36 protein-coding genes are annotated in these 25600 nt (G+C 61.2%); 4 read left to right on the top strand and 32 right to left on the bottom strand.

Features of this window, described 5'->3' with window-relative positions:
* Positions 1–19 precede the first annotated feature (19 nt).
* Positions 20–898, top strand: coding sequence for a type II secretion system F family protein (locus tag H4V95_RS04435; RefSeq protein WP_196865226.1), 879 nt, complete (start codon positions 20–22; stop codon positions 896–898).
* On the opposite strand, the gene H4V95_RS04430 is transcribed toward H4V95_RS04435, so the two are convergent.
* Positions 890–3754, bottom strand: coding sequence for an EAL domain-containing protein (locus H4V95_RS04430; RefSeq protein ID WP_209728937.1), 2865 nt, complete (start codon positions 3752–3754; stop codon positions 890–892). The two genes, H4V95_RS04435 and H4V95_RS04430, sit on opposite strands and share 9 nt — an antisense overlap.
* Here H4V95_RS04430 and H4V95_RS04425 point away from each other — a divergent pair.
* Both H4V95_RS04425 and H4V95_RS04420 read left to right on the top strand, forming a co-directional pair.
* A complete protein-coding gene (locus tag H4V95_RS04425) occupies positions 3747–4391 on the top strand; it encodes an A24 family peptidase (RefSeq protein WP_312883943.1) in 645 nt (214 codons plus the stop codon). The genes H4V95_RS04430 and H4V95_RS04425 overlap by 8 nt on opposite strands.
* A gap of 255 nt (positions 4392–4646) precedes the next feature.
* Complete coding sequence (locus H4V95_RS04420; RefSeq protein WP_209728935.1) at positions 4647–5030, top strand: Hpt domain-containing protein; 384 nt, start codon at positions 4647–4649, stop codon at positions 5028–5030.
* Between the two features lie 32 nt (positions 5031–5062).
* Here H4V95_RS04420 and H4V95_RS04415 read toward each other — a convergent pair whose 3' ends face one another.
* Positions 5063–5818, bottom strand: a complete 756-nt coding sequence (locus tag H4V95_RS04415) for a response regulator transcription factor (RefSeq protein ID WP_196865229.1) — start codon at positions 5816–5818, stop codon at positions 5063–5065.
* 413 nt (positions 5819–6231) lie between these two features.
* Between H4V95_RS04415 and H4V95_RS04410 the strand changes: the two genes are divergently transcribed.
* Positions 6232–7734: a cell wall metabolism sensor histidine kinase WalK gene (locus H4V95_RS04410; RefSeq protein WP_245345903.1), complete on the top strand. Its 1503-nt coding sequence runs from the start codon at positions 6232–6234 to the stop codon at positions 7732–7734.
* A gap of 13 nt (positions 7735–7747) precedes the next feature.
* On the opposite strand, the gene H4V95_RS04405 is transcribed toward H4V95_RS04410, so the two are convergent.
* The 30 genes from H4V95_RS04405 to rpsJ form a co-directional block, all read right to left on the bottom strand.
* Positions 7748–8680, bottom strand: coding sequence for a tRNA pseudouridine(38-40) synthase TruA (locus H4V95_RS04405; protein ID WP_196865230.1), 933 nt, complete (start codon positions 8678–8680; stop codon positions 7748–7750).
* Positions 8681–8704: 24 nt separating this feature from the next.
* Positions 8705–9358, bottom strand: a complete 654-nt coding sequence (gene rplQ, locus H4V95_RS04400; protein WP_196865231.1) for a 50S ribosomal protein L17 — start codon at positions 9356–9358, stop codon at positions 8705–8707.
* 64 nt (positions 9359–9422) lie between these two features.
* On the bottom strand, positions 9423–10433 hold the full coding sequence (locus H4V95_RS04395) for a DNA-directed RNA polymerase subunit alpha (RefSeq protein ID WP_171583915.1): 1011 nt from the start codon (positions 10431–10433) through the stop codon (positions 9423–9425).
* Between the two features lie 168 nt (positions 10434–10601).
* Positions 10602–11003 carry a 30S ribosomal protein S11 gene (gene rpsK / locus H4V95_RS04390; RefSeq protein WP_019481517.1) on the bottom strand — a complete coding sequence of 134 codons (402 nt, stop codon included), beginning with the start codon at positions 11001–11003 and terminating at the stop codon, positions 10602–10604.
* A 161-nt stretch (positions 11004–11164) separates the two neighbouring features.
* Entirely contained in the window at positions 11165–11542 is a 378-nt protein-coding gene (gene rpsM, locus H4V95_RS04385; RefSeq protein WP_171583914.1) for a 30S ribosomal protein S13, read from the bottom strand.
* A 172-nt stretch (positions 11543–11714) separates the two neighbouring features.
* Positions 11715–11828 carry a 50S ribosomal protein L36 gene (rpmJ, locus tag H4V95_RS04380; protein WP_024475611.1) on the bottom strand — a complete coding sequence of 38 codons (114 nt, stop codon included), beginning with the start codon at positions 11826–11828 and terminating at the stop codon, positions 11715–11717.
* 73 nt (positions 11829–11901) lie between these two features.
* Positions 11902–12123: a translation initiation factor IF-1 gene (gene infA, locus H4V95_RS04375; protein ID WP_019481515.1), complete on the bottom strand. Its 222-nt coding sequence runs from the start codon at positions 12121–12123 to the stop codon at positions 11902–11904.
* Positions 12124–12330: 207 nt separating this feature from the next.
* The gene (gene map, locus H4V95_RS04370) at positions 12331–13155 is read right to left on the bottom strand and encodes a type I methionyl aminopeptidase (protein ID WP_209728933.1); all 825 of its coding nucleotides are present in this window, start codon (positions 13153–13155) and stop codon (positions 12331–12333) included.
* A 7-nt stretch (positions 13156–13162) separates the two neighbouring features.
* Positions 13163–13735, bottom strand: coding sequence for an adenylate kinase (locus tag H4V95_RS04365; protein WP_196865233.1), 573 nt, complete (start codon positions 13733–13735; stop codon positions 13163–13165).
* Entirely contained in the window at positions 13732–15045 is a 1314-nt protein-coding gene (secY, locus tag H4V95_RS04360; RefSeq protein ID WP_026040899.1) for a preprotein translocase subunit SecY, read from the bottom strand. The genes H4V95_RS04365 and secY overlap by 4 nt, the downstream gene beginning before the upstream one ends.
* Before the next feature lie 194 nt (positions 15046–15239).
* On the bottom strand, positions 15240–15734 hold the full coding sequence (gene rplO, locus H4V95_RS04355) for a 50S ribosomal protein L15 (RefSeq protein WP_196865234.1): 495 nt from the start codon (positions 15732–15734) through the stop codon (positions 15240–15242).
* Positions 15734–15946 carry a 50S ribosomal protein L30 gene (gene rpmD, locus H4V95_RS04350; protein ID WP_196865235.1) on the bottom strand — a complete coding sequence of 71 codons (213 nt, stop codon included), beginning with the start codon at positions 15944–15946 and terminating at the stop codon, positions 15734–15736. The genes rplO and rpmD overlap by 1 nt, the downstream gene beginning before the upstream one ends.
* Complete coding sequence (gene rpsE / locus H4V95_RS04345) at positions 15946–16662, bottom strand: 30S ribosomal protein S5 (protein WP_196865236.1); 717 nt, start codon at positions 16660–16662, stop codon at positions 15946–15948. The genes rpmD and rpsE overlap by 1 nt, the downstream gene beginning before the upstream one ends.
* Positions 16663–16691: 29 nt before the next feature.
* Positions 16692–17075, bottom strand: a complete 384-nt coding sequence (rplR, locus tag H4V95_RS04340) for a 50S ribosomal protein L18 (protein ID WP_019481508.1) — start codon at positions 17073–17075, stop codon at positions 16692–16694.
* Between the two features lie 2 nt (positions 17076–17077).
* Positions 17078–17614: a 50S ribosomal protein L6 gene (gene rplF, locus H4V95_RS04335; protein ID WP_171583907.1), complete on the bottom strand. Its 537-nt coding sequence runs from the start codon at positions 17612–17614 to the stop codon at positions 17078–17080.
* 24 nt (positions 17615–17638) lie between these two features.
* Positions 17639–18037 carry a 30S ribosomal protein S8 gene (gene rpsH / locus H4V95_RS04330; RefSeq protein ID WP_019481506.1) on the bottom strand — a complete coding sequence of 133 codons (399 nt, stop codon included), beginning with the start codon at positions 18035–18037 and terminating at the stop codon, positions 17639–17641.
* A 99-nt stretch (positions 18038–18136) separates the two neighbouring features.
* A complete protein-coding gene (rplE, locus tag H4V95_RS04325) occupies positions 18137–18712 on the bottom strand; it encodes a 50S ribosomal protein L5 (RefSeq protein ID WP_196865237.1) in 576 nt (191 codons plus the stop codon).
* Positions 18709–19092, bottom strand: coding sequence for a 50S ribosomal protein L24 (gene rplX / locus H4V95_RS04320; protein WP_196865238.1), 384 nt, complete (start codon positions 19090–19092; stop codon positions 18709–18711). The genes rplE and rplX overlap by 4 nt, the downstream gene beginning before the upstream one ends.
* Positions 19093–19095: 3 nt before the next feature.
* On the bottom strand, positions 19096–19464 hold the full coding sequence (gene rplN, locus H4V95_RS04315) for a 50S ribosomal protein L14 (protein ID WP_019481503.1): 369 nt from the start codon (positions 19462–19464) through the stop codon (positions 19096–19098).
* 290 nt (positions 19465–19754) lie between these two features.
* A complete protein-coding gene (gene rpsQ, locus H4V95_RS04310; protein ID WP_209731274.1) occupies positions 19755–20021 on the bottom strand; it encodes a 30S ribosomal protein S17 in 267 nt (88 codons plus the stop codon).
* 23 nt (positions 20022–20044) lie between these two features.
* On the bottom strand, positions 20045–20380 hold the full coding sequence (gene rpmC, locus H4V95_RS18600; protein ID WP_171618254.1) for a 50S ribosomal protein L29: 336 nt from the start codon (positions 20378–20380) through the stop codon (positions 20045–20047).
* 2 nt (positions 20381–20382) lie between these two features.
* A complete protein-coding gene (rplP, locus tag H4V95_RS04300) occupies positions 20383–20799 on the bottom strand; it encodes a 50S ribosomal protein L16 (RefSeq protein WP_019481500.1) in 417 nt (138 codons plus the stop codon).
* Positions 20800–21657, bottom strand: a complete 858-nt coding sequence (gene rpsC, locus H4V95_RS04295) for a 30S ribosomal protein S3 (protein WP_209728931.1) — start codon at positions 21655–21657, stop codon at positions 20800–20802.
* Positions 21657–22022: a 50S ribosomal protein L22 gene (rplV, locus tag H4V95_RS04290; RefSeq protein WP_024475619.1), complete on the bottom strand. Its 366-nt coding sequence runs from the start codon at positions 22020–22022 to the stop codon at positions 21657–21659. Before rplV ends, rpsC begins: the two co-directional genes overlap by 1 nt.
* 39 nt (positions 22023–22061) lie before the next feature.
* Positions 22062–22343 (bottom strand): 30S ribosomal protein S19, encoded by a 282-nt coding sequence (rpsS, locus tag H4V95_RS04285; RefSeq protein ID WP_019481497.1) that lies wholly within the window; start codon positions 22341–22343, stop codon positions 22062–22064.
* 12 nt (positions 22344–22355) lie between these two features.
* Entirely contained in the window at positions 22356–23195 is an 840-nt protein-coding gene (rplB, locus tag H4V95_RS04280; RefSeq protein ID WP_171583903.1) for a 50S ribosomal protein L2, read from the bottom strand.
* Positions 23196–23226: 31 nt separating this feature from the next.
* Positions 23227–23532 carry a 50S ribosomal protein L23 gene (rplW, locus tag H4V95_RS04275; RefSeq protein ID WP_019481495.1) on the bottom strand — a complete coding sequence of 102 codons (306 nt, stop codon included), beginning with the start codon at positions 23530–23532 and terminating at the stop codon, positions 23227–23229.
* Positions 23529–24197: a 50S ribosomal protein L4 gene (gene rplD, locus H4V95_RS04270; RefSeq protein ID WP_196865239.1), complete on the bottom strand. Its 669-nt coding sequence runs from the start codon at positions 24195–24197 to the stop codon at positions 23529–23531. Before rplD ends, rplW begins: the two co-directional genes overlap by 4 nt.
* On the bottom strand, positions 24194–24850 hold the full coding sequence (rplC, locus tag H4V95_RS04265) for a 50S ribosomal protein L3 (RefSeq protein ID WP_171583901.1): 657 nt from the start codon (positions 24848–24850) through the stop codon (positions 24194–24196). The genes rplD and rplC overlap by 4 nt, the downstream gene beginning before the upstream one ends.
* 16 nt (positions 24851–24866) lie before the next feature.
* Positions 24867–25175 carry a 30S ribosomal protein S10 gene (gene rpsJ / locus H4V95_RS04260; protein WP_003803825.1) on the bottom strand — a complete coding sequence of 103 codons (309 nt, stop codon included), beginning with the start codon at positions 25173–25175 and terminating at the stop codon, positions 24867–24869.
* Between the last annotated feature and the right edge of the window lie 425 nt (positions 25176–25600).

Here is a 25600-nt window from a genome sequence, read left to right as displayed (position 1 = left end):
CCCCTGGAAGGAGGATCGCATGCCGCCATTGGTAACACTCAGCATTCTGGCCATCGTGGCTGCCATCCCGCTCTTTGCATGGTCGATCGTTGGGCATCGGGCGCCGGGACGAACCCAGATCCAGCACAATCTGACCCGCGGTCTCCCCAATGAGACAAAGGCGAAGCAGCGTAACGGCTCCTCGCTCGAAACCTTCGCCAGCCGCTTCACCCCTGACCGTCTGGTCGCGAAGCTCGATCGGCGCCTCGCACTGGCAGGACGCCCAGCGGGATGGCCACTGAAACGACTTGTCACCGCCAAAATCCTCCTGGCTATCGCAGCCGCGGTTCTGGGAGTTCTTTACGTCGGCGGCGCACCGGGGGCCCGGAGCGTCCTGCTCGCATTGGCCCTCACCGGGATTGCCTATTTCGTGCCTGATCTTCTCGTCTACAGCAAGGGCACCGAACGTCAGGCTGCCATTGCACTCGAATTGCCAGACACCCTCGACCAGATGACCATCGCTGTGGAAGCCGGGCTCGGCTTCGACTCCGCCATGGCGCGTGCCGGCCAAAATGGGAAGGGCCCACTCTCGGCCGAGCTGGTCCGGACCCTCCAGGACATGCAGTTGGGGATGGCACGCCGTGAAGCCTATGCGGCCCTACTTTCCCGCACCAATGCGCCGGATCTGCGTAAGTTCGTCAACGCCATAGTCCAGGCCGACCGGTACGGCATCTCGATTTCCAGTGTTCTTCGAGTGCAGGCAAGTGAGATGAGACTTAAACGCAGGCAACGGGCCGAAGAAAAAGCTATGCAGATTCCCGTGAAGGTCTTGTTCCCACTAATGGTCTGCATCCTCCCGGTGTTATTCATTGTGGTGATGGGACCAGCAGCAATCCAGCTTGTGGAGACGCTAGGGTAACGACCGCTCAGCGGCGCCTACCTGATGCGCCGCGAACCATCCGGGCACCTCGTCGGCCGGCAACGCTGGCGACCACAGGTAACCCTGGGCAAATTGGACCTCCATGCGGGACAGTTCCCTGAGCTGCTCAACGGTTTCCACCCCCTCGGCGACCACCCGTAACCCAAGCGCCCGCCCCATGGCGGTTATGGCCTCCACAATGGGGCCAGCGTGCGCATCGCTTCCCCCAAGCCCCTCGGTAAAGGAGCGGTCAATCTTCAGCGAGGTGACGGGGAAGCGCCGGAGATAGCTCAGCGACGAGTACCCGGTTCCAAAGTCGTCAATGGCTATCCCGATGCCCAGGCCCCGCAGTTTCGTCAGGGTCCTCAACGATTGGTCGGCGTCGCCCATCAGCACCGACTCGGTGATTTCCAGTACCAGGGCGGCCGCGTCGATCCCTGCCGTCCGGATCGCCTCAGCCACTGCGGCGGGCAGTCCTGGGTCCTGGAGTTGCCGCGCGGACAGGTTCACCGAGATCCGCCAGTTGGCTGCGCCGGGCACTTCGGATTTCCAGAGTTGCGCCTGCTTCAGTGTCTGGTTCAGGACCCACAGGCCAATCGGCACTATTTGGCCAGTCTCCTCGGCCACCGGAATGAACGAGTCAGGACCAATCAGCCCATGCTCCGGGTGCTGCCATCGCAGCAGCGCCTCAAATCCGATCGGCTCACCGCCGGCAACGTCCACCACCGGCTGATAGTGAATCTTCAGTTGATCCCGTTCAATGGCGCGGGGCAATTCCGATTCCACCGCCAGGCGCAGTTCAGCCCGCCGATGCATCGCCTCGTCAAAGAGAACTGCCTTCTTCCTGCCACTCCCCTTCGCCCGGTACATCGCGGCGTCCGAGTTGCGCAGGAGTGATCCAGGGGTGTCGTCCGCGTCCGAGATCGCGATCCCGATACTCACATCGACAAACACCTCCCGTTCCAGCAATTCGAACGGCAGCTGCACCGCGGTCCGGATGCGGCGGGCGAGCTGCGTCGCACTTTCTTCGGTCAGGTCCGTACACACGATCACAAACTCGTCACCGGCAAAGCGGGCCAGGGTGTCGTCGGGGCGCACCGCGTGCTGTAAGCGGGCAGCCAGCTGGACCAGAAGACTGTCGCCCGCCGCATGGCCCAGACCGTCATTGATCACCTTGAACCGGTCGACGTCGAGGAAGAGCAATCCCACCCGGGTACCCCGGAGGGCACAGTGGGAGAGCGCCCTGTCGATGCTCTCAGTGAGCAGCGCACGGTTCGCGAGCCCGGTGAGCGGGTCACGGAAAGCCAGCCGCTCGAGCGCCTGTTCGCTCAGCTTGCGCTCGGTAATGTCCATCGCGGTTCCCAGCATTTTGACCGGCCCGCCGTCGCTGTTCCTCTCCAGGGTGCCGCGGGCGAACACCCACCGCGTTTCCCCTTCGGGCGTCCTGACCCGATAGGTGAAGTCGACCGGCCCCCCGCGGGCAATCAATTCATCCCAGATCTGGACCACGCGTCGGCGGTCGGCAGGATGGACGGCTTGTACCAGTGGTACCCGCGCACCTGCGGACGTTACCGGGATCCCATGGATCCGGCAGTACTCGTCGGACCACCAGACACGACCCGAGCCTGCATCCCATTCGATCGAGCCCACATGGGCCATCTCCTGGGCAGCGGCCAGCCTGTCCCGCTCCAGTTCGGAGGCCGCACGCAGATTGTTCAGCTCCGTAACATCACGGGCAATCGCCGACGATCCGATCAGCTGACCCGACGCGTCATACATGGGCGACAACGTCAGGGAAACATCCATCAGCGTGCCGTCCTTGCGCATTCCCCGGACGTACTGGCCCATGACCGCTTCGCCACGGCGCAGCCGGTCGCGCAGCTCCTCATCCGCTCTGGAACGCTCCACCGGGGACAACATCGCGACGCTCTTCCCGATGGCCTCCTTCGACGAGTAGCCGTACATCTTCTCGGCCCCGGAGTTCCAACTGGTGATGATACCGTCGAGAGTGGCACCGTTGATTGCATCATTCGACGATTCGACGAGGCTGGACAGGCGACCCATTTCTGCCTCGGCTTGCTGGGACTCGGTGGTGTCAGTGGACACATCGATCACCGCGATCACTTCGCCCCGGGAGCCATACAGCGGCGTGACAGTGGAGTAAACCGACAACCGGCGCCCGCTGCGGTGCTTCGTCCAGTGCTCGCCTGACCAAGTCCCGCCGGCGGCGACCTGGGAGATGATCGCTGCCGCCTTGGATCCGCTCTCAAAGAGGGCGAGATCGGCAAAGTGTCGGCCCACCGCCTCCCCTGCATTCCAGCCCAGCATCCCCACTGAGGCATCGTTCCAGAAGGAAATCCTGCCATCCAGATCAATGGCAATCACTGACTGCCCGACCGCGTTCAGCAGCGACGCCTGAAAGGATATTTCCTGCTGCCCAAGCATCTGCCGCGAAATGTCGATATGGGTGACGAGCAGTCCGCCGCCGTCGATCCCGCAGATCCGGGTCCGAATCCAGCGTTCACCGCCGCGCGTTGGATACTCCAGGGCCAGGTTCTGTTCGTCCCCGGCTAAGACCGTGCGCAGGCCGCGGGAGACCGCTATCGCCGCATCATCCCCGCGTACTGCGGCATCGTCGCACGCCGCGGTGTAGGACTCACCCGCTCCGTGGACCCCTCCGATCTCATCGAAGGGCTGAGGAAATCTTTCCCACTCCCGATTGACTTCGGTGATCACACCGTGTGCCGAGAGGAGGGCCACAGCCACCGGCAGAGCATCCAGGGTCTCGCTCAACCTCGGCTCTGCCCGAGTCAGCGGCTTGCCCCCGGGCGAGACCGGGGGACGGTGCGTGCTCATCATCACAGCCTATGCCACCGCACCAGTAGATAATGGGGGAATGAAGCGGCAACGGGACACTAAATCGGGGCGCGTGGTCCTGCCGCGATCGGTGCTGGACCTTCCCCCTGCGGTGAGGCAATGGACTGGTCTGATAACCGCTGTGTTGTGCGCGACGGTGTTCTGGCGGCTCGGGTGGTCCCCCGCCACCCCGGCCTTTCTGGCACTCCCTGTTTTCTCGGTGGTGCTGGGGGTCGTGGATCTCCGCACCCGTCTTTTGCCGAACGCGCTTCTGCTGCCCTTCGGCGTTACCGCACTGGTCCTGTTCACGCTCGCCAGCCTCGTGTCAGGCGAATGGGACCGGTTAGCGGGGGCGATCGTCGGCAGTGCCGCCATGTTCGCCCTCTATCTGGTCCTGGCCCTGGTCTCCCCCGGGGGCCTCGGTATGGGCGACGTGAAACTCGCCGCAGTCCTGGGACTCTACGGTGGCTATGCAGGTATGACCGCGTGGACGGTGACGGTGCTGGGGGGTTTTGTGCTCGGGGCTCTGATCGGCGTGTTCCTGCTCCTTGCACAGAAGGCGTCCCGCCGCTCGGTATTCCCGTTCGGGCCACCAATGCTCATGGCCTGCTTCGCCGGGGTCGTGGGATTCGCCTGACCACTCGTGCAGGTCCTCTGGTGGAGCTTCACGACGGCGTGCTGGTTCGCGATCAGGACCTGTCCCCACGCTAAGAGCGGTGGTGGATACGCACCATCTGTAGGAATGGCGAAGCTTTTGCGCAGGGTCTGGGCACTGCCATCCCCAACGGGCACTTCGAACGTATTCTAATGAAATGTTGAAGACAGAATACGCCGGGCGTCAGGCGGTGATCATGGTAATTTCGGTGGCTGCGTCTGCGGCGGATTCCGCGAAATGCGTGTGGTGACCGTCCCGGAGCGTGAAGAACTACCCTTGGTTGATCGCCAGATCCTCGCTCTCCTCGGAGATCACATCGACAACCCCACGGCTCTGAAATCGTTTGTACTCGACTTCGTCGACGCCTGGGACGACAGGTACCTGCGCCTGACCACCGATCTTGAGGACCACAGTGGCGTAGCCGCCGTGGATGCCATCCTCAGTATCAAGACGACGGCGACCATGGTGGGAGCCTCCCGGCTCGCCGACCTCGCAGCTGACCTGGAAAACCTGATCAGAGTCGACGAGTACCCCGCGGCTGCCGCATTGTTGCCTCGCCTACATTCCTGCGCGCTCCAAACCATCGAGGCTCTTCTCCGGGAGGCTGAAACCAACGGCTAGGTCCGGGACGCCCCTGAAGATCTTCCCGTCAGTCAGTCTTGGCTGGGCGCGAGACGGTAGCCAACGCCACGCACGGTGAGCAACCACTTTGGTTCCCGCGAATCCTCGCCAAGTTTCCGGCGCAGATTTCCCATGTGGACTTCCACCGCCCGCTCGTCTGCGTCACTGATGAAGGCATCGTCCCGGTAGTGGTGTCCGCGTACCACCCTCACCAGGTTGGCCTTGGTACGAACCGCTCCACCACTGCGCAGCAGGTCGTGCAACAAATCGAATTCGCTTCGGGTCAGGCTGAGTGTGGTGCCGGGGAGGCTTGCCGTCCGCGTCTCATGGTTGAGGGTCAGCCCGTTGTGTTTGAGGAGCCCCGATTCACTGTCGAGAGTTTCCTGGGGCGCCGCTCCCATGCCGACCGGTCCCTGGTCACGTGGACGGCGAAGCATCGCGGCTATTCGGGCCCTCAACTCCCGCGGGCGGAACGGCTTGGTGATGAAATCGTCAGCCCCGGATTGCAGTGCCGTGAGGGTATCGAGTTCGTCGGTGCGGGCGGTGAGCATCAGCACGTAACAGTCGCTGGTGGCCCGGATGCGCCGCAGCACCTCGTACCCGTCAATGTCCGGAAGCCCTACGTCGAGAGTGACGATGGTGGCGCCGTGTTGTGAGACAAGCTCAACCCCGTCGCGCCCGAGGCCGGCCGAGTGAACCTCAAAACCTGACTGCGTGAGAACCGCATCGAGCAGGTTCCTCACATCATCATCGTCCTCGATGACAACTGCTACTCCGGGATCGCTCATATGTCATCCCCTCGTCTTCACTCGAACCTGGCCTGTGGTGGTAGTGCGTCACTTATGACGTACCTTGCATTTCACAATACTCATCTTTGGCTCCCAACACACTCGTTCGCACTTGAAACTAATCCTCCAAGGTGGCTATCGCTCTGCGTATCGGGGAGGATAATAGGCCTATGCATCGCCTACGGCCCGGGGACGCCGCAATTGTGCCAGAGCAGAAACTTTTCAGCGAGCCTAAAACGACAGAGCCCTTTTGGCTCCTTGGTGACGGAAAGTTCGAGCGCCATCTTAGCCTGCGCGGGAAGACCGCGCTCTACCAATTGCCACTAACGTTATGTGTAGTTCTGATCGCTGGCACGGCACCGCTATTGAATCCAGGAATTCTTCAAAGCGAACCTTTTCTCGCTGGCCTTGTGATGATTGTGCTGCTCTTCGCTGCATGCCTGGTGACGCCCTGGGAACGTCTGCCAGTCTGGTCCGTGCTCGCTGTCCCGTTCCTCGATTTCGTCGCCATCGGACTATGCAGGAACGGCGCCTACGAGGATCTGCCGGGTCTGGGCACACTGGCTGTTTTTCCCGTGATCTGGCTTGCCGCATCCGGACGTATTACCTTTGTCGCCGCTGTCATGAGCTTCGTTGCGCCCTATCTCATCATTCATTTCCCACAGCTCGCCACCTTTTCCATGACAAGTTCCCGCGCCGTTGAGACTCTGCTTCTTCCGACAATGATGTTGGCCACCTTCCTCACCATGCACATCCTCAGCATGCGCGTCATCCGGCAAAGGGTGGAGCTGGACCGGAAAAACCAGGCGGTCAGTGTTCTGGAGGCTGAGAGCGGGAATCGCGAACGGCTGCTCGCCACGATCCTGGACACGGTTGGCGTCGGGGTGGTCGCGGTCGATGCGGAGGGTAGGATGCTCCTTTCGAACCGGCAACAACAGCTATTCCACCAGGTAGCGGACCCGTCGGACTCGACGGACGAGGACGTGCTCCCGTTCTCGGGCAGCAAGGGTGCTGCCCGGCTGCCCGGCTCCAGGCATCCGATCCGCCGCGCAGTCAACGGCGAGTCGTTCTCCAACAACCTGCTCTGGCTCGGCGAAGGGGAAGCCCAGCGGGCAGTCTCGACTGCTGCACGACCAATGACCGATACGAACGGTAATCTCGTCGGATCCGTCATCGTCTTCAACGATGTGACTGAACTGGTTGGCTTACTCACGGTCAAGGAAGACTTTGTTGCGAATGTGACCCACGAGTTCAGTACCCCCCTAACCTCGGTCATCGGCCACCTGGATCTGGTCCTGGAATCCCAAGAGTGCCTGTCTCCGTCGGCGCATCAGTCACTCGTGGTCGCCCGGAGGAACGCCCAAAGGTTGTCGGTGCTCGTGTCCGATCTCCTCTCATCCACCACCGCCGCCATGAGTATCCATCCGCAATCCACCGAACTGTCAGAGCTCATCTCCACCAGGCTGCGTTCCGCCCGCGCCCATGCCGACGTCGCTGGGGTGACTCTGGTGACTGAGCTCCCCGACCGGCTGTGGGTCATCGCCGACCCGCTGAGATTGGGCCAGGTCATGGATAACCTGCTCTCCAACGCGATCAAATACTCCCCCGGTGGCGGCGAAATCGTTATCCGTGCCCACGCAGGTGAGGACACCATCCAGGTTGAAGTTCAGGACAACGGCATTGGAATGACGCAGCGTGAGGCCGGCCTCGTCTGCGGCCGCTTCTTCCGCGCCCGGAGCGCCCGCGAGGCAGCCATTCCCGGCGTAGGGCTGGGGCTGGCGGTGACCAAGGCGATCGTCGAGGGACATGGCGGGACTATCAGGTGCTCCAGCTCCCCAGGCGTCGGGACCACGTTCACCGTCACCCTACCCACCACTGTCGCTAACACTGCGACGGCCGCCGCCTCGCATTCCTGAGCCCCTCGGTGCATCAGCGATCAGGAAAAACGACCACTGTGCCGGCACGCCGGGCGCGGGTCTCTTCGGCCCGTAGCCCGATAACGGCGTCGTCGGGATAGCGGACCTCTTCGAGGATCAACGGGTGGGGAGCGGCAAGCACCGAGCGGGCTTCCTTGCTGCGTGCGTTCAGCCGTTCAAGGAGCCAGGACGGCTCCTTCTCTCCGGCGCCCACACGCAAGGCCGATCCGATCAATCCACGCACCATGTTGTGACAGAACGCGTCGGCCTGGATGGCAACGGTGATGATTCCGTCCTCGACTCGTTCGAAATCGAATCGCTGCAGTTCACGGACTGTCGTCGCCCCGGGTCGGGGTTTCACAAAGGACCGGAAGTCCTGCAGCCCAAGAAGCTGCCGTGCGCCGTCGTTCAGTCTCTGAACCTGTTGTTCTTCGGGGTGCCAGAGGGTGACCCCGCGGACCAACGGGTCCCGCAGCTCGGGCCGGTCGGCGATCCGGTAACTGTAGCGGCGCCACAGCGCTGAGAACCGGGCATCAAATCCGGGAGGGGCAAGGGAGACCTTCCGGACGACGACGGCCGGAACCTGGTGACGCTGCCGGTCCGATTTTTCCAGTTCGCGGCTGATTGTAGCGCCAAGCCGCCGCAGCATTGCGGTTTCCGGTGTCATCTCCTTGCCCCTGCTGAGTCCGTGCCACTCCTCAGGCGTGAGATCCACGTGCGCCACCTGGCCCCGGGCGTGGACGCCGGTGTCGGTGCGTCCCGCGACGGTCAGCCGTCCGGGTCTGCGTAGCAGGGTCTGAAGCCCAGCCTCGATCACTCCCTGAACGGTGGGCAACCCGGGCTGTACCGCCCACCCAGAGAAGTGCGCCCCGTCGTAGGCCAGGTCTAGCCGGACACGCAAAAGCCCGCCATCCACAGCAGGGACAGCGGGCTTTTGCTCAATCACGGTACTTACCAAGCGGCGGAAGAATTACTTCTTGCCGTCGTCCTCGGTGGTGCCTTCTTCAACGACGACAACCTCGTCGGCGCCGGCCTCGGCGCTGACGTTCGTGTCTTCAGCGGCGACCTCTTCGGCCGACGGTGCTGATTCGGCTGACTCAGGTGAATCCGGAGAGTCGGCTGACTCAGGTGAATCCGGAGAGTCGGCTGACTCAGGTGAATCCGGGGAGTCGGCTGACTCAGGCGAGTCGGCCTTCACCGGTGCGGCAGTAGCTGCGTTGGCTTTGGACTGCTCAGCTTCTGCAACGACTGACTGCTTCGCTGACATTGGCTCAAGAACCAGTTCGATGACAGCCATCGGAGCGTTGTCGCCCTTGCGGTTGCCGATCTTGGTGATGCGGGTGTAGCCACCTTCGCGCTCGGCAACGGCCGGAGCGATGTCCGTGAACAGCTCGTGGACGATGCTCTTGCTGCTGATGACGCCAAGGACGCGACGACGTGAGGCGAGATCGCCCTTCTTCGCGAAGGTGATCAGGCGCTCGGCGTAGGGACGAAGCCTCTTCGCCTTGGTCACCGTGGTGGTGATGCGCTTGTGCTCGAACAGTGAGGCGGCCAAGTTGGCGAGCATCAGGCGTTCGTGCGCCGGACCGCCTCCGAGACGTGGGCCCTTTGTTGGTGTGGGCATGATTGTTTCTCCTCTAAGTGGTCCTGTCCGCCGCTAGGAGCGGCGGACAGGTCGTTCTAAATTGTTAGAGCTCTTCGTCGCTGTACGCGGCGTCGTCCTCTTCAATGGCTGCTGCGCGAGCCGCGAGGTCGAACCCTGGAGGGGAATCCTTCAGGGACAGGCCCAGCTCAACGAGCTTGGCCTTGACCTCGTCGATGGACTTCGCACCGAAGTTACGGATATCCATCAGATCTGCCTCGGAGCGGGCAACGAGCTCACCCACGGTGTGGATACCCTCGCGCTTGAGGCAGTTGTACGAACGAACAGTCAGCTCAAGATCTTCGATCGGGAGCGCCATGTCGGCTGCCAGGGCAGCGTCAGTAGGCGACGGGCCGATCTCAATGCCTTCAGCGGCGGTGTTAAGCTCGCGGGCCAGACCGAACAGTTCCACCAGGGTGGTACCGGCCGAAGCGACGGCATCGCGGGGGGCGATGGCGTCCTTGGTTTCGACGTCGACAATCAGGCGGTCGAAGTCGGTGCGCTGCTCAACACGGGTTGCTTCAACCCGGAAGGTGACCTTCAGGACTGGTGAGTAGATCGAATCGACCGGGATGCGGCCGATCTCGGAGTCACCGGACTTGTTCTGGGACGCCGACACATAACCGCGTCCACGCTCAATGGTCAGTTCGAGCTCGAACTTCCCCTTTGAGTTCAGGGTGGCAATGTGCAGATCCGGGTTGTGGAATTCGACACCTGCTGGAGGCGCGATGTCCGCTGCCGTGACGACGCCGGGGCCCTGCTTGCGCAGGTAGGCAACGACTGGCTCGTCGTGCTCGGAGGACACAGCCAGATTCTTGATGTTCAGGATGATCTCAGTGACATCTTCCTTGACACCCGGAACCGTGGTGAACTCGTGCAGCACACCGTCGATGCGGATGCTGGTGACAGCTGCACCCGGGATCGATGAGAGCAGGGTGCGGCGGAGTGAGTTTCCGAGGGTGTAGCCGAAACCGGGCTCAAGCGGCTCGATGACGAACCGCGAGCGGTTGTCGGCGACGACTTCTTCAGTCAGGGTGGGGCGCTGTGCAATAAGCACTTACATTTCCTTTCAGGGAGCATCCGCTATATGACGCAACACAAATGGTGGAAAGGGACAGCTAGCAAGCAACGCTTATTAGCTTAAGGATCGGTGTCGAACGCCGCCCCGGAATGATCCCGGGACCGGGATCACCCTCAGAGCGGCATTCGACGCCGGAAAAGCTAATTAGACGCGGCGACGCTTCGGAGGCCGGCAACCGTTGTGGGCGCTGGGGGTGACGTCCTGGATGGAGCCAACCTCCAGGCCGGTGGCCTGCAGCGAGCGGATAGCCGTTTCGCGACCTGAGCCTGGGCCCTTGACGAAAACGTCGACCTTCTTGACGCCGTGTTCCTGCGCACGCTTTGCAGCAGCCTCGGCTGCCATCTGCGCGGCGAACGGCGTCGACTTACGAGAGCCCTTGAATCCAACTTCACCAGCGGAGGCCCAGGAAATGACTGCTCCTGACGGGTCCGTGATGGACACGATGGTGTTGTTGAAGGTGCTCTTGATGTGCGCCTGTCCAAGCGCGATATTCTTCTTGTCCTTGCGACGCGGCTTACGTACCGCTCCACGAGTCTTGGGGGGCATTGCTTCTCCTACGAAAGGTGATGGGTGAGGTGCCGGGACCTGAAGGTCTGGCGAGCAAGCGGCTGGCTAGAACCATAAGCCCCTACAACAGGGGCCTCCGCTGGCGAGGGTTCCCTGGCCGGACGAGCGCTAGCGAGTCAGGTTAGGGAGCCAGTGGGGAACTAGCGCGCGGCCTTCTTCTTGCCGGCTACAGTGCGCTTGGGGCCCTTACGGGTACGCGCGTTGGTCTTCGTGCGCTGTCCGCGCACTGGAAGACCGCGGCGGTGCCGGATGCCTTCATAGCTTCCGATTTCCACCTTCCGGCGGATGTCGGCAGCTACCTCACGGCGGAGGTCACCTTCGACCTTGTAGTTGACTTCGATGTAGTCACGAAGCTGCAGCAGCTCCGCGTCAGTGAGGTCCTTGACACGCGTATTCGGGCTGATCCCGGTTTCTGCGAGCGTCTGGTCTGCACGGGTCTTGCCCACGCCATAGATATAGGTAAGCGCTATCACTACCCGCTTTTCGCGGGGAATGTCTACGCCAGCGAGACGTGCCATAGTGGCGGTTCTCCTTTGGTGATACTGGAGGTCTGAAACAGAGCGGCCTGCTGAGGTTTTCAGCTCCCCGGCCTCCGTGCCCGGGGGTGTGCTCCCCTCAAGCGAGGGGAACTGCTCTGCCTTTATGGATGTACTGCTGCTGCGTGCGGGGCTCTTCTCGAAAGGAGAAGAACTATCCCTGACGCTGCTTGTGGCGCGGGTTTTCGCAGATCACGAGTACGTTGCCCTTGCGGCGAACCACCTGGCACTTATCGCAGATCCGCTTGACGCTCGGCTGGACCTTCATGGTTTTCCTTTGCGTTGTTTGCAGATTGTGCTGTAACTACACTCCCTACCCTGAGGCAGGATGGGAGAATTCCTTATTTGTAGCGGTAGACAATACGACCTCGGGTGAGGTCGTAGGGGCTAAGCTCCACTACCACCCGGTCCTCAGGGAGGATCCGGATATAGTGCTGACGCATCTTGCCCGAGATGTGGGCAAGGACAATGTGACCGTTGGCCAGCTCAACGCGGAACATCGCGTTGGGCAGAGCCTCGTTCACAGTGCCTTCAATCTCAATGACACCGTCTTTCTTGGCCATATCCTCCGCTAACGTCTATGCCCACCGCTTGCACGATGAACGAATGGAATGGTAATTGTTGGCTTACTTCCGCCTCAGCACCAGAACCGGACTTCCCGATTTGTGCAGGCGTGGGCGCCCGAAATGGGCACACGAGTAGAGACAACCAACAGGCAACTCTACGCTACCGCTGGGGAAATGTTAAATCTGCGACCGGCGGCTGAACCACTAGGACAGCGGAACGGGTGTGACCCCCAGCGGCTCAAGCTTTGCAGCACCACCGTCGGCTGCGCTGAGAACCCAAATGCCACGGTCATGCACCGCCACCGTGTGCTCCCATTGGCAGGAGCGGCGGCCATCTGTCGTGACGACCGTCCAATCGTCGTCGAGCAGGGTTGTCTCGAGGCTACCGAGGACCAGCATCGGTTCAATCGCAAGGCACAGCCCGGGTCTGATTTTAGGGCCCCGGTGTCCGCTTCGGTAGTTCAGAACGTCAGGCGCCTGGTGCATCTGGGTGCCGATCCCGTGTCCCACATAGTCCTGCAGGATACCCAGTGGTGCGCCCTCAAGCCCGCTCACGTAGTCATCGATCGCATTGCCGACGTCGCCGACGTTGCGCCCACTGGCCAGAGCAGCGATGCCGTGCCACATGGCGGACTCAGTGGCGTCGGAGAGACGCTGATCTTCGGGCCGGGGCTGACCGACGATAACCGATCGTGCGGAATCCGAATGCCAGCCGTCCACTACTGCGCCACCGTCGATGGAGAGGATGTCGCCATCCTGAAGCGCATAGTCCCCGGGGATACCGTGGACCACTTCATGATTGACGGAGGCGCAGATGGACGCCGGGAAACCGTGGTAGCCAAGAAAATTGGAGGTGGCACCAGCCGACTTGAGAACGTCCGCGAAGACTGCGTTCAGTTCACCGGTAGTGACACCTACCGCTGCCGCGCCGATAGCTTCGTCCAGAGCCGCCGAAAGAACCAGTCCCGCCTTGCGCATGGTGAGGATCTGCTGGTTGCTCTTGTACTCAACCTTAGGCTGGCGGAACATCGACAAGTTACCGCGAACCGTTCAGTGCGCTGACCACGCGCTCGGTAACCGTGTCGATCTCCCCGATGCCGTCGACACGCCTGACGATGCCGCGTCCTTCATACTGCGACACCACACCCTCCGTCTGCCCGTGGTAGAGGTCCAGGCGGTGACGGATGACGGCCTCGTTGTCGTCGCTGCGTCCATCGAGCTGCGCACGATTGGTAAGCCGGCGGACCAGTTCCTCGTCAGGAGCTGTCAACTGCAGGACCGCATCCAGGGCCACTTCGTTCTGCTGCAGGATGTCGTCGAGCTCGGTCACCTGCGCGGCAGTCCGGGGGTAGCCATCGAGCAGGAACCCGTCACGGACGTCAGCCTGTTTCAACCGATCGCGGACCATTGAGTTGGTGACACTGTCGGGGACGAAATCTCCGGCATCCATGAACTTCTTGGCTTCCAGCCCCAGTGGTGTTTCGCGCTTGACGTTGTCCCGGAAGATGTCTCCCGTGGAGATTGCTACGACCCCGAGCCGTTCGGAGATCCGCGCCGCCTGTGTGCCTTTACCGGATCCGGGAGGACCGATTATGAGCATGCGTGTCATCGCAACAACCCTTCGTAGTGACGCTGCTGTAGCTGAGCGTCGATCTGCTTCACCGTCTCGAGTCCAACGCCCACCATGATGAGAATTGAGACGCCGCCGAACGGGAAGTTCTGGTTGGCGTTGATCAGCACCAGGGCGATCAACGGGATCAGTGCTACCAGGCCGAGGTAGAGGGCGCCGGGGAGGGTGATCCGGGACAGCACATACTGCAGATACTCGGCCGTCGGCCGGCCAGCCCGGATGCCCGGGATGAACCCGCCGTACTTCTTCATGTTCTCGGAGACCTCGTCCGGGTTGAACGTGATCGCTACGTAGAAGTAGGTGAAGAACACGATCATGGCGAAGTACAGGGCCATGTAAAGCGGGTGGTCCCCGTTTGCCAGGTAGGTGGTAATAAAGTTGACCCATTCCGGTGGCGGTGTCTGCCCATCGGTTGGCGTATTGAACTGCGCAATCAGGCTGGGCAGGTACAGCATCGACGAAGCGAAGATGACCGGGATAACCCCGGCCATGTTGACCTTGATGGGAATGTAAGTGCTGCTGCCGCCGAGGGTGCGCCGGCCGACCATACGCTTCGCGTACTGCACCGGGATTCTCCGCTGCGACTGCTCGACGAAGATCACCAGGGCGACGACGACCAACCCGATGGCGATGACTGCCACAAAGACGGTCCAGCCCTGGGTCCGGAGGATTTCGCCCAGCGAGGTGGGGAAGCCTGCAGCGATGGCGGTGAAGATCAGCAGGGACATGCCGTTGCCGACACCGCGTTCGGTGATGAGTTCACCCATCCACATGATCAGGCCTGTGCCAGCGGTCAGGGTGAGGATCAGCAGCAGGATGGTAATGATGCTGTCATCAGGAATGATCGGCACCGGACAGTCGCCCAGCAGCGCACCGGATCGCGCCAGGGAAACCAGGGTGGTCGCATTCAACAGGGCCAGTGCAATCGTCAGGTAACGCGTGTACTGGGTCAGAGTGGACTGGCCCTGCGCGCCTTCCTGATGCAGTTCCTGGAAACGCGGGATCACCACGCGGAGCAGCTGGGTGATGATGCTCGCGGTGATGTAGGGCATGATGCCCAGAGCAAAAATGGATACCTGGAGGAGTGCGCCACCACTGAAAAGGTTCACGAACTCGTAGAGCCCGCCCTCGGTGTTCCCAAGTTGCAAACACTGCTGGACGTTGCCGTAGTCAACACCGGGCGCGGGGATGAAAGCACCCAGGCGGAAAATTGTGATGATTCCCAGCGTGAACAACAGCTTGCGCCGTAAGTCTGGCGTCCGGAAAGCCCGGCCAATAGCGCTAAGCAAGCGTCCTCCTGAAGGTCTTGGTGTCCATGGCGGACAGATACTCAACAACCGAGTCTAACGGTTGAAACCCGGTGCATTGGACCCGGGGGCAACTCCGTGCGGCAATATGGCCGTAAAAAAACTCTTGGTGGGCCGGAATCTTCCGGCCCACCAAGAGTCTAGTTGCTAGATCGGGTAGATCACAGCAGATCTACCTAAAGTCCGGTGACCGAACCGCCAGCTGCAGTGATCTTCTCTGCAGCGCTAGCTGAGTAGGCGTGCACCGTGACATCAACCTTGACGGTGATCTCTCCGGTGCCCAGTACCTTCACGGGCTGGTTCTTGCGAACCGCACCGTTGGCAACCAGGCTCTCGACTGACACCTCGCCACCGTTGGGGTACAGCTCCGAGATCTTGTCCAGGTTGACAACCTGGAATTCGACCCGGAAGGGGTTCTTGAAACCGCGCAGCTTGGGAAGGCGCATGTGCAGGGGAAGCTGTCCACCTGCGAAGCCTGCCTTGACCTGGTAGCGGGCCTTCGTGCCCTTCATACCGCGACCTGCGGTCTTACCCTTGGAACCTTCGCCACGGCCCACACGGGTCTTGGCGGTCTTGGCTCCGGGAGCTGGACGCAGATGGTGGACCTTGAGCGCGTGAACGCGCTCCGAGTCCGCAGTAACCGTGGCTGCTGCCACATTCTTCTCTGCCATTAGTTGGCCTCCTCAACCTTCACGAGGTGCGGAACCGTGTTGACCATGCCAACGGTAACGGCGTCGGCGGTACGGACAACGGTGTGTCCGATACGCTTCAGGCCGAGGGACCGCAGCGTGTCACGCTGGTTCTGCTTGCCGCCAATGGCGGACTTGGTTTGGGTGATCTGAAGCTGCGCTGAGCTTACTAACACGCGCTTGGGAGTTGCCATTACGCACCTGCCTTTTGTTCCTGCATTGCGCGCAGCATCGACGAGGAAGCGACCTGGTCCAGTGGCAACCCGCGACGGGCGGCTACTGCCTGGGGCTCTTCCAACCGCTTCAGGGCGTCAACGGTTGCGTGAACAATGTTGATGGCGTTCGAGGAGCCGAGTGACTTCGACAGCACGTCGTGGATACCGACGCACTCCAGTACGGCGCGCACCGGGCCACCGGCGATAACACCGGTACCTGGGGAGGCCGGGCGAAGCAGGACTACGCCTGCAGCCGCTTCACCCTGTACCAGGTGAGGAACGGTGCCGCCGATGCGGGGGACCTTGAAGAAGGACTTTTTGGCCTCTTCAACGCCCTTGGCGATGGCTGATGGAACTTCCTTAGCCTTGCCGTAACCGACGCCGACCATACCGTTACCGTCACCAACGACAACCAGGGCGGTGAAGCTGAAGCGCCGTCCACCCTTGACCACCTTGGATACACGGTTGATGGCGACGACGCGCTCGACGAACTTGTCCTTGTCGTCACCACGACCGCCGTCACGGCCACCACGGCCACCGTCGCGACCGCCACGGCCTCCGTCGCGGCCACCGGCGCCGCTGTTGCGGCCACCGCGTTCTCCGCGGGCACCACCCTTGCGGTCGTCGGCAGTTGCCGTTGCGGGTGCCTCTGCAGCCGGAGCTGTAGCAGCAGGCTGTTCAGTACCTGTACTCAATTCAGGTTCCTTTGCGTTGTTTTCCTCGGTCACAGTGCCAACCCACCTTCGCGGGCGCCATCTGCGATGGCGGCAATGCGGCCGTGGTACTTGTTGCCGCCGCGGTCGAAGACGACTGCTTCGATACCAGCGGCCTTGGCACGCTCTGCAACGAGGTTGCCCACGCGCTTGGCCTTGGCGGTCTTGTCACCGTCGAATGCACGGAGATCCGCTTCGAGGGTGGATGCCGAAGCAACCGTGACGCCCAGTCCGTCGTCGACAACCTGAACGAACATGTGCCGTGCGGACCGGTTGACTACCAGACGCGGGCGGACCGCTGTTCCGGTGATGCGCTTACGCACACGGAGGTGGCGGCGTCCACGCTGGGCGGACTTGCTCTTGGAGCTTCGCTTCTTGTTAATGCTGATAGCCATGATTATTTACCAGACTTTCCGACTTTACGGCGAACAACTTCGCCTGCGTAGCGCACGCCCTTGCCCTTATAGGGGTCCGGCTTCCGCAGCTTGCGGATGTTTGCGGCGACTTCGCCGACCTGCTGCTTGCTGATGCCGGAGACGGAAACCTTGGTAGGTCCCTCAACGGTCAGAGTGATGCCCTCCGGTGCCTTGACGGCTACCGGGTGGCTGAAGCCCAGTGCGAACTCCAGATCGGAACCCTTTGCCTGCACACGGTAACCGGTGCCGACAATTTCGAGGTTCTTCTTGTAACCGTCGGTGACACCAATGATCATGTTGGAGATCAGCGTGCGCGTCAGGCCGTGGAGCGAACGCGATTCGCGCTCGTCGTTCGGCCGGGTGACGGTCAGGGTGTTCTCGTCGAGATCAACCAGGATCGGGCTGGGCACAGTGTGGCTCAGCTCCCCCTTGGCTCCCTTGACGGACACCAGGTTACCGGTGACTTTTACCTCAACACCCGCGGGAACGGAGATGGGGAGACGTCCAATACGTGACATGTGTTTACTCCTTCTCTGTTCCGGCTACCAGACGTAGGCGAGGACTTCCCCACCCACGCCCTTCTTGGATGCCTGGCGGTCTGTCAGCAGTCCGGAGGACGTGGACAGGATTGCGATACCAAGTCCACCCAGTACGTGCGGCAGGTTGGTGGACTTCGCGTAAACGCGCAGTCCCGGCTTGGAGATGCGGCGGATGCCGGCGATTGAACGCTGGCGCTCAGGACCGAACTTGAGGTCGATGGTCAGCTTCTTGCCGACCTCCGCTTCCTCTTCCTTCCAGCCCGCGATGTAGCCTTCAGCCTTCAGGATGTCGGCGACGCGAGCTTTGAGCTTGCTGTATGGCATGCTCACGGTGTCGTGGTATGCGGAGTTTGCATTGCGCAGACGTGTCAGCATGTCTGCCACAGGATCTGTCATTGTCATGTGGGCTCTTGCCCTTCCTCGTAACGGTTTCCGGGGCCCGGTTTAGGGTGTTGGACTTGCGCCCTGCCCTGCCCGGTACGGACCTGGAACGTAGTTAGATTAATCTTCGGATTTGAACGGGAAGCCAAGCGCCTTGAGCAGCGCGCGGCCTTCGTCGTCGGTCTTTGCGGTGGTGACAACGGTGATGTCCATGCCACGTACGCGGTCGATCTTGTCCTGGTCGATCTCGTGGAACATTGACTGTTCCGTGAGTCCGAAGGTGTAGTTGCCGTTCCCGTCGAACTGGCGGCCGCTGAGGCCGCGGAAGTCGCGGATACGGGGAAGGGCAAGCGAGACCAGGCGGTCAACGAATTCCCACATGCGGTCTCCACGCAGAGTCGTGTGGCAGCCGATGGGCATTCCCTCGCGCAGTTTGAACTGTGCGATGGATTTGCGGGCCTTCGTGACCTGAGGCTTCTGACCGGTGATCTGAGTCATGTCCCGGACAGCGCCGTCGATGAGCTTGGAGTCCTTGGCGGCATCTCCAACACCCATGTTGACAACAACCTTCACCAGGCGTGGAACCTGGTTGACGTTGGTGTAACCAAATTCTTCCTGCAGTCCCGACTTGATTTCAGCGGCGTAGCGCGTCTTCAGGCGCGGGGAGATCTTAGTCTCTACGGCTTCGGTAGTCATGAGAGATCCTTCCCTGATGCCTTGGCGACGCGGATCCGGACTGTGCGCTCTTTACCGTCTTTTTCGACGGTATCGATGCGGTAGCCGACGCGGGTCGGCTTGTTGGTCTCGGGGTCAACCACTGCAACATTGCTGATATGGATGGGGGCTTCAATGACCTCGATGCCGCCGGTCTTGGAGCCGCGCTGCGACTGTCCAACCTTGGTGTGGCGAGTAACGCGGTTGATTCCTTCAACGAGGACCCGGTTGTTCTCCCGGAATACCTTCAGAACCTTGCCTTGCTTGCCGCGGTCTCCGCCGCGCTCCTGCTTGGCTCCACTGATGACCTGAACCAGGTCACCCTTCTTGATCTTGAACTTCACTGCTTTGTTCGCTCCCATGGGTTAGAGCACCTCCGGCGCCAGCGAGATGATCTTCATGAAGCGCTTGTCGCGAAGTTCGCGACCGACGGGACCGAAGATACGCGTACCGCGTGGGTCGCCGTCTGTCTTCAAGATCACCGCAGCGTTCTCATCAAACTTGATGTAGGAACCATCCGCACGGCGGCGTTCCTTTTTAGTGCGGACGATAACCGCCTTGACGACGTCGCCCTTCTTGACGTTGCCGCCGGGGATTGCGTCCTTGACGGTGGCGACGATCACGTCGCCGATGCCTGCGTAGCGGCGTCCAGATCCACCGAGAACGCGGATGGTCAAGATTTCCTTGGCACCCGTGTTGTCGGCGACCTTAAGCCGCGACTCCTGCTGAATCACTGATTACTCCTGTCGTCGCGCTGGTTCTCTCTGCGAGCCTTGCGGAACGGATATGGGTTGGCCCCGTAATACTGGTCCTCAGCCTGTGCAGGCACGCGAACACGCCGGCACAAAGAAGCTGAACAAGATTATCGGGCTTTTGTCTCAATCGCCGGTGTGGAAGCTAATACCTCTAACCCACCGGACAGACAAGATTTTCATCTTATCGCGAAAGCGCCCCGGACGCGAAATCGCTGCTGCGATATCACGTCCGGGGCGCAATTCGTAAAGTGCTTGGTTATCCTTGCAGCCTACTTGGCGCGCTCGATAACCTCGACCAGGCGCCACCGCTTGGTAGCGGACAGCGGCCGGGTCTCGCTGATGAGAACGTGATCGCCGATGCCGGCGGTGTTCTCTTCATCGTGGACCTTCACCTTGGTGCTGCGGCGAAGAACCTTGCCGTAAAGCGCGTGCTTCACGCGGTCTTCAACCTGCACCGTAATGGTCTTGTTCATCTTGTCCGAAACTACATACCCACGACGGGTTTTGCGGTAGCCGCGGGCGAGATCGTCCGACATCGTTGCTTCACTCTTCTGTTCACTCACTTGGCGTCCTCCTTAGATGCCTCGGTGCCCGCATCCGGGGCGTCTTTGGTGGAGGCCTTCTTGGACTTCTTGGCCTTTTCAGGCTTTGCTTCCTCAACGGGAGCAACGTAGTCAGGCCGAATGCCGAGCTCACGCTCACGCATCACCGTGTACAGGCGTGCGATATCGCGCTTCACTGAGCGCAGACGCCCGTGATTTTCCAACTGACCCGTAGCGGACTGGAAGCGGAGGTTGAACAACTCTTCCTTGCCCTTCCGGAGTTCCTCGACCAGGCGATCACGATCGAAACCGTCCAGCTGCTCGGATGTCAGTTCCTTTGAACCTATAGCCATGTCTATTCACCACCCTCACGACGCACAATGCGTGCCTTCAACGGCAGCTTGTGGATTGCTAGGCGCAGGGCTTCGCGGGCTACCTCTTCTGATACACCGGAGAGTTCGAAAAGAACCCGGCCCGGCTTGACGTTCGAAACCCACCACTCGGGGGAACCCTTACCGGAACCCATGCGGGTTTCGGCAGGCTTCTTGGTCAGTGGGCGGTCAGGATAAATGTTGATCCAGACCTTGCCGCCACGCTTGATGTGGCGGGTCATGGCAATACGAGCAGCTTCAATCTGACGGTTGGTGACGTATGCCGGGCTCAGCGCCTGGATACCCCATTCACCGAAGCTGACCTCAGTGCCACCGGTTGCAGCGCCGGAACGACCCGGGTGGTGCTGCTTACGGAACTTGACTCGACGTGGGATAAGCATTTAAGCCTGTCCTCCTTCCGCTGCTGCCGGAGCTGCAGCTTCAGCCGGAGCGGCAGTTGCCTGCGACTCGGCGGGAGCGGAACCGGCCGGGTTACGACGACGACGGTCTGCACCGCGGTCACCGCCACGGTCAGCTCCTGCTGGTCCACGGCTCGGGCGGTCGCTTCCGCCGCCACGTCCACGCGACGGTGCTGCTGCAGCCTGCGCCGCGAGCTCCTTCGCGGTGATGTCGCCCTTGTAGATCCAGACCTTGACGCCGATGCGGCCGAAGGTGGTCTTCGCTTCAAAGAAACCGTAATCGATGTTCGCTCGGAGGGTGTGCAGGGGCACACGGCCTTCACGGTAGAACTCGGAACGGCTCATTTCAGCGCCACCCAGACGACCGGAGCACTGGACACGGATGCCCTTGGCACCGGCCCGCTGTGCCGACTGCATTGCCTTCTTCATTGCGCGGCGGAAAGCCACACGTGAGGAGAGCTGCTCAGCAACGCCCTGAGCGACAAGCTGAGCTTCCATCTCGGGGTTCTTGACCTCGAGGATGTTCAGCTGAACCTGCTTGCCCGTCAGTTTTTCCAGCTCGCCGCGGATGCGGTCTGCTTCGGCGCCGCGGCGGCCGATCACAATGCCGGGACGTGCGGTGTGGATATCCACACGAACACGGTCACGGGTGCGCTCGATCTCTACCTTGGCGATACCGGCGCGGTCCATGCCCGTAGCCATGAGCTGACGGATCTTGATGTCCTCGCGGACATAGTCCTTGTACCGCTGTCCGGGCTTGTTGCTGTCGGCAAACCAGTGCGAACGGTGGTCCGTGGTGATACCGAGCCTGAACCCATGCGGGTTTACTTTCTGTCCCACTAGCGGACCTGCGCTTTCTCAGGGGTTGCTACTACAACTGTGATGTGACTGGTCCGCTTCAAGATGCGGAACGCACGGCCCTGAGCGCGCGGCCGGAACCGCTTCATCGTGGGGCCTTCATCAACAAATGCCTCGCTGATGATCAGGTTATCTTCGTCGAATGCGATGCCGTCCCGGTCCGCGAGGACCCGGGCGTTGGCGACCGCCGACTGTACTACCTTGAATACCGGCTCTGAAGCTGCCTGTGGGGCGAACTTCAGTATTGCCAGAGCCTCATTCGTCTGCTTGCCACGAACCAGGTTGACGACGCGCCGGGCCTTCATAGGCGTGACACGCGAAAAACGCGCAACTGCCTTGGCTTCCATTGCTTTCCTTCTCTCGTCTTCTGCCGCTACGAGCAGCGCCTAGCGGCGCTTGCCCTTGCGGTCGTCCTTTACATGGCCGCGGAAGGTCCGCGTCGCAGCGAATTCGCCGAGCTTGTGCCCGACCATTGACTCTGTGACAAACACCGGGATGTGCTTGCGCCCGTCGTGCACGGCGATCGTGTGCCCCAGCATGTCGGGGATGATCATTGAGCGGCGGGACCACGTCTTGATGACGTTCTTGGTGCCCTTGTCGTTTTCACGAGCTACCTTTACAAAAAGGTGCTGATCGACGAAGGGGCCTTTCTTCAGGCTGCGTGGCATGTCTCCAGGCTCCTATCGCTTGTTCTTGCCGGAACGACGGCGACGCACAATCAGTGAATCGCTCTCTTTGTTTGGACGGCGGGTACGGCCTTCGGCCTTACCGTTCGGGTTCACCGGGTGACGGCCACCAGAGGTCTTACCTTCACCACCACCGTGTGGGTGGTCAACCGGGTTCATGGCAACGCCACGAACGGTTGGGCGGACGCCCTTCCAGCGCATACGGCCGGCCTTGCCCCAGTTGATGTTGGACTGTTCTGCGTTTCCAACTTCACCAATGGTGGCCCGGCAGCGTACGTCGACGTTGCGGATTTCACCGGAGGGGAGGCGGAGCTGCGCGAAGCGGCCCTCTTTCGCAACCAGCTGGACCGACGCACCGGCTGAACGGGCCATCTTGGCCCCGCCGCCTGGACGAAGTTCCACAGCGTGGATCACGGTACCAACCGGGATGTTCCGCAGTGGCAGGTTGTTGCCTGGCTTGATGTCAGCGCCGGCTCCGGCTTCCACCATGTCGCCCTGCTTCAGGCGGTTAGGTGCAACGATGTAGCGCTTGGTGCCGTCAACGTAGTGGAGCAGCGCGATGCGGGCCGTGCGGTTGGGATCGTATTCGATCTCAGCTACACGAGCGTCAACGCCGTCCTTGTCGTGGCGACGGAAGTCAATCAGGCGGTACTGGCGCTTGTGGCCACCACCCTTGTGACGGGTCGTGATCTTACCGGTGTTGTTACGACCACCCTTTTTAGGGAGGGGACGTACCAGGGACTTCTCCGGTGTCGACCGAGTGATTTCTGCGAAGTCAGCAACGCTGGAGCCGCGGCGGCCAGGCGTTGTTGGCTTGTATTTACGAATAGCCATGTGTCATTTCCTCGTTAAAGTGGTCTCCGCCCTAACCGAGCGGACCGCCGAAGATGTCGATCGTTCCTTCTTTGAGGGTCACGATGGCACGCTTGGTGCCCTTCCGCTGACCCCATCCGAAGCGGGTGCGCTTGCGCTTACCCGAACGATTGAGTGTGTTGATCGAGTCGACCTTGACGGAGAAAATCTTCTCCACCGCCAACTTGATCTCTGTCTTGTTCGAGCGAGGGTCGACCAGGAAGGTGTACTTACCTTCGTCGATCAGGCCATAGCTCTTTTCCGAGACGACCGGCGCAAGGACGACGTCGCGGGGATCTTTGGAGATGGTCGCGCTCACTTGGCGTCCTCCGTAGCTGTTGTGCTCTCGTCAGCATCTACGGTCGTGTCGGCTGAGCCGATAAACGTGTCGTAAGCGGCCTTCGTGAAGATCACGTCGTCCGAAACCAGCACGTCATAGGTGTTGAGCTGGTCAACATAGAGGACGTGTACTTCCGGGACGTTCCGCACGGACAGTGCCGTGAGATCGTTGGCGCGCTCGATAACGATGAGCAAGTTGGGACGCTCCGAGATGCTGCGAAGCGCTTCGATTGCACCCTTGGTGGACGGCTTGTCGCCGGATACCAAGGACTCGAGGACGTGGATACGGCCGTTGCGCGCCCGGTCAGAGAGGGCACCGCGCAGGGCGGCAGCCTTCATCTTCTTGGGGGTGCGCTGGCTGTAGTCGCGGGGGGTAGGTCCGTGGACGACGCCGCCACCGGTCATGTGAGGAGCACGGATCGAACCCTGACGGGCGCGACCAGTTCCCTTCTGCTTGAACGGCTTGCGGCCTGCGCCGGATACCTCGGCACGGGTCTTCGTCTTGTGCGTACCCTGGCGGGCAGCAGCAAGCTGTGCCACGACGACCTGGTGCAGCAGGGGCACGTTGGTCTGCGTGTCGAAGATCTCTGCGGGGAGATCGACCTTTACGGTGTTGACAGCTGAGTTGGTGACCATTCTGGTCATGCTCCCTTCACGGCAGTGCGTACAAGTACGACCTGGCCGCGGGCGCCGGGGACGGCACCCTTGATCAGCAGCAGCGACTTCTCGGCATCCACGCCGTGAACCGTGAGGTTCAGGGTGGTCTGACGAACGGCACCCATACGGCCTGCCATTTTCATACCCTTGAAGACGCGGCTAGGGGTGGACGCGCCACCGATCGAGCCGGGCTTGCGGTGGTTCTTGTGGGCACCGTGGGATGCGCCGACGCCGTGGAAGCCGTGACGCTTCATGACACCTGCGAAGCCCTTACCCTTGGTGGTGCCGATGACGTCGACCTTCTGGCCGGCTTCGAAGATCTCAACAGAGAGCTCCTGGCCCAGCGAGTAGGTGTCAGCATCGGAGGTACGCAGCTCAACCACGTGGCGGCGAGGCGTGACGCCTGCCTTTTCGAAGTGACCGGCCAGAGGCTTGGTCACCTTGCGGGGATCGATCTGGCCGAAGCCGATCTGGACGGCACTGTAGCCATCCTGGTCCGCTGAGCGGAGCTGGGTAATGACGTTGGAGTCAGCCTGGACGACAGTAACCGGCACCAGCAGGTTGTTCTCGTCCCAGACCTGGGTCATGCCGAGCTTGGTGCCCAGAAGACCCTTTACCTGACGCGTAAGTGAAGTAGACATTATGATCCGCTCTCCCTTACAGCTTGATTTCGATGTTCACGTCCGCAGGCAGGTCGAGACGCATCAGCGAATCAACGGCCTTGGGCGTGGGGTCAATGATGTCGATCAGACGCTTGTGCGTGCGCATTTCGAAGTGCTCGCGGCTGTCCTTGTACTTGTGCGGTGAGCGGATAACGCAGTAAACGTTCTTCTCCGTCGGCAGGGGCACTGGGCCAACTACCGTAGCGCCTGCGCGCGTCACCGTCTCAACGATCTTCCGTGCTGATACGTCGATGACCTCGTGGTCATACGACTTCAGCCGGATGCGGATTTTTTGTCCCGCCATGGCGTCTCGACTCTCTCTCTCAAGAATTCTTGAATATCTGTCAGTTCCTGCACGTGCTGCGCCCGTTGCACTGGCGCTCCTCCCACAGACTGAATCCGGATAGTTCCGGGTTCCTCACCCTGTGGAGGTACCGACCCCCGCGCTCGGGCGTGTCGCGGATTCTTCGCAAACTAATCCATCGGTTTGCATCCACGTTTCCAGCCGAACTGAAATGAGGGTGGCTATATTTGGGCTAACCGCCCGGTGAACACTGACCCTGCATCAGGCATTATCCTGATCGGGACGGTATCTCAAACCGCGCGCGCAAGCGCTTGAACAACTTGTCCAGTTTGCCAGATATCAGGGCATAAGGCTAATTGGAGGCCCGACACGCCTTCGGTGTGATGAACATTGCCCCGCCCACTCCCCTGCGATCTGACATCCGC

The organism is Arthrobacter sp. CAN_C5, from assembly GCF_017875735.1.
In the GTDB taxonomy this organism is placed as follows: Bacteria; Actinomycetota; Actinomycetes; order Actinomycetales; family Micrococcaceae; genus Arthrobacter_D.
This window is presented reverse-complemented; position numbering and strand designations above follow the sequence as displayed.

Excerpts from the sequence above, each read along its gene's own strand:
- rplD (WP_196865239.1), bottom strand. The coding sequence starts at position 24,197 with ATGACCAGAATGGTCACCAACTCAGCTGTCAACACCGTAAAGGTCGAT.
- rpmD (WP_196865235.1), bottom strand. The coding sequence starts at position 15,946 with ATGGCAACTCCCAAGCGCGTGTTAGTAAGCTCAGCGCAGCTTCAGATC.
- rpsS (WP_019481497.1), bottom strand. The coding sequence starts at position 22,343 with ATGCCACGCAGCCTGAAGAAAGGCCCCTTCGTCGATCAGCACCTTTTT.
- rpsM (WP_171583914.1), bottom strand. The coding sequence starts at position 11,542 with ATGGCACGTCTCGCTGGCGTAGACATTCCCCGCGAAAAGCGGGTAGTG.
- H4V95_RS04420 (WP_209728935.1), top strand. The coding sequence starts at position 4,647 with ATGCGTGTGGTGACCGTCCCGGAGCGTGAAGAACTACCCTTGGTTGAT.
- rpsQ (WP_209731274.1), bottom strand. The coding sequence starts at position 20,021 with ATGTCGGACGATCTCGCCCGCGGCTACCGCAAAACCCGTCGTGGGTAT.
- rplR (WP_019481508.1), bottom strand. The coding sequence starts at position 17,075 with ATGGCTATCAGCATTAACAAGAAGCGAAGCTCCAAGAGCAAGTCCGCC.
- rpmJ (WP_024475611.1), bottom strand. The coding sequence starts at position 11,828 with ATGAAGGTCCAGCCGAGCGTCAAGCGGATCTGCGATAAGTGCCAGGTG.
- rplV (WP_024475619.1), bottom strand. The coding sequence starts at position 22,022 with ATGGAAGCCAAGGCAGTTGCGCGTTTTTCGCGTGTCACGCCTATGAAG.
- rplQ (WP_196865231.1), bottom strand. The coding sequence starts at position 9,358 with ATGCCCACACCAACAAAGGGCCCACGTCTCGGAGGCGGTCCGGCGCAC.
- rplP (WP_019481500.1), bottom strand. The coding sequence starts at position 20,799 with ATGCTTATCCCACGTCGAGTCAAGTTCCGTAAGCAGCACCACCCGGGT.
- H4V95_RS04435 (WP_196865226.1), top strand. The coding sequence starts at position 20 with ATGCCGCCATTGGTAACACTCAGCATTCTGGCCATCGTGGCTGCCATC.
- H4V95_RS04415 (WP_196865229.1), bottom strand. The coding sequence starts at position 5,818 with ATGAGCGATCCCGGAGTAGCAGTTGTCATCGAGGACGATGATGATGTG.
- rplO (WP_196865234.1), bottom strand. The coding sequence starts at position 15,734 with ATGGCAGAGAAGAATGTGGCAGCAGCCACGGTTACTGCGGACTCGGAG.
- rplX (WP_196865238.1), bottom strand. The coding sequence starts at position 19,092 with ATGGGAGCGAACAAAGCAGTGAAGTTCAAGATCAAGAAGGGTGACCTG.
- H4V95_RS04365 (WP_196865233.1), bottom strand. The coding sequence starts at position 13,735 with ATGACACGCATGCTCATAATCGGTCCTCCCGGATCCGGTAAAGGCACA.
- rpmC (WP_171618254.1), bottom strand. The coding sequence starts at position 20,380 with ATGGCTATAGGTTCAAAGGAACTGACATCCGAGCAGCTGGACGGTTTC.
- H4V95_RS04410 (WP_245345903.1), top strand. The coding sequence starts at position 6,232 with ATGATTGTGCTGCTCTTCGCTGCATGCCTGGTGACGCCCTGGGAACGT.
- H4V95_RS04430 (WP_209728937.1), bottom strand. The coding sequence starts at position 3,754 with ATGAGCACGCACCGTCCCCCGGTCTCGCCCGGGGGCAAGCCGCTGACT.
- rplF (WP_171583907.1), bottom strand. The coding sequence starts at position 17,614 with ATGTCACGTATTGGACGTCTCCCCATCTCCGTTCCCGCGGGTGTTGAG.
- rplC (WP_171583901.1), bottom strand. The coding sequence starts at position 24,850 with ATGTCTACTTCACTTACGCGTCAGGTAAAGGGTCTTCTGGGCACCAAG.
- rpsK (WP_019481517.1), bottom strand. The coding sequence starts at position 11,003 with ATGCCCCCCAAGACTCGTGGAGCGGTACGTAAGCCGCGTCGCAAGGAC.
- rpsJ (WP_003803825.1), bottom strand. The coding sequence starts at position 25,175 with ATGGCGGGACAAAAAATCCGCATCCGGCTGAAGTCGTATGACCACGAG.
- infA (WP_019481515.1), bottom strand. The coding sequence starts at position 12,123 with ATGGCCAAGAAAGACGGTGTCATTGAGATTGAAGGCACTGTGAACGAG.
- map (WP_209728933.1), bottom strand. The coding sequence starts at position 13,155 with ATGTTCCGCCAGCCTAAGGTTGAGTACAAGAGCAACCAGCAGATCCTC.
- rpsH (WP_019481506.1), bottom strand. The coding sequence starts at position 18,037 with ATGACAATGACAGATCCTGTGGCAGACATGCTGACACGTCTGCGCAAT.
- rplB (WP_171583903.1), bottom strand. The coding sequence starts at position 23,195 with ATGGCTATTCGTAAATACAAGCCAACAACGCCTGGCCGCCGCGGCTCC.
- rplE (WP_196865237.1), bottom strand. The coding sequence starts at position 18,712 with ATGACTACCGAAGCCGTAGAGACTAAGATCTCCCCGCGCCTGAAGACG.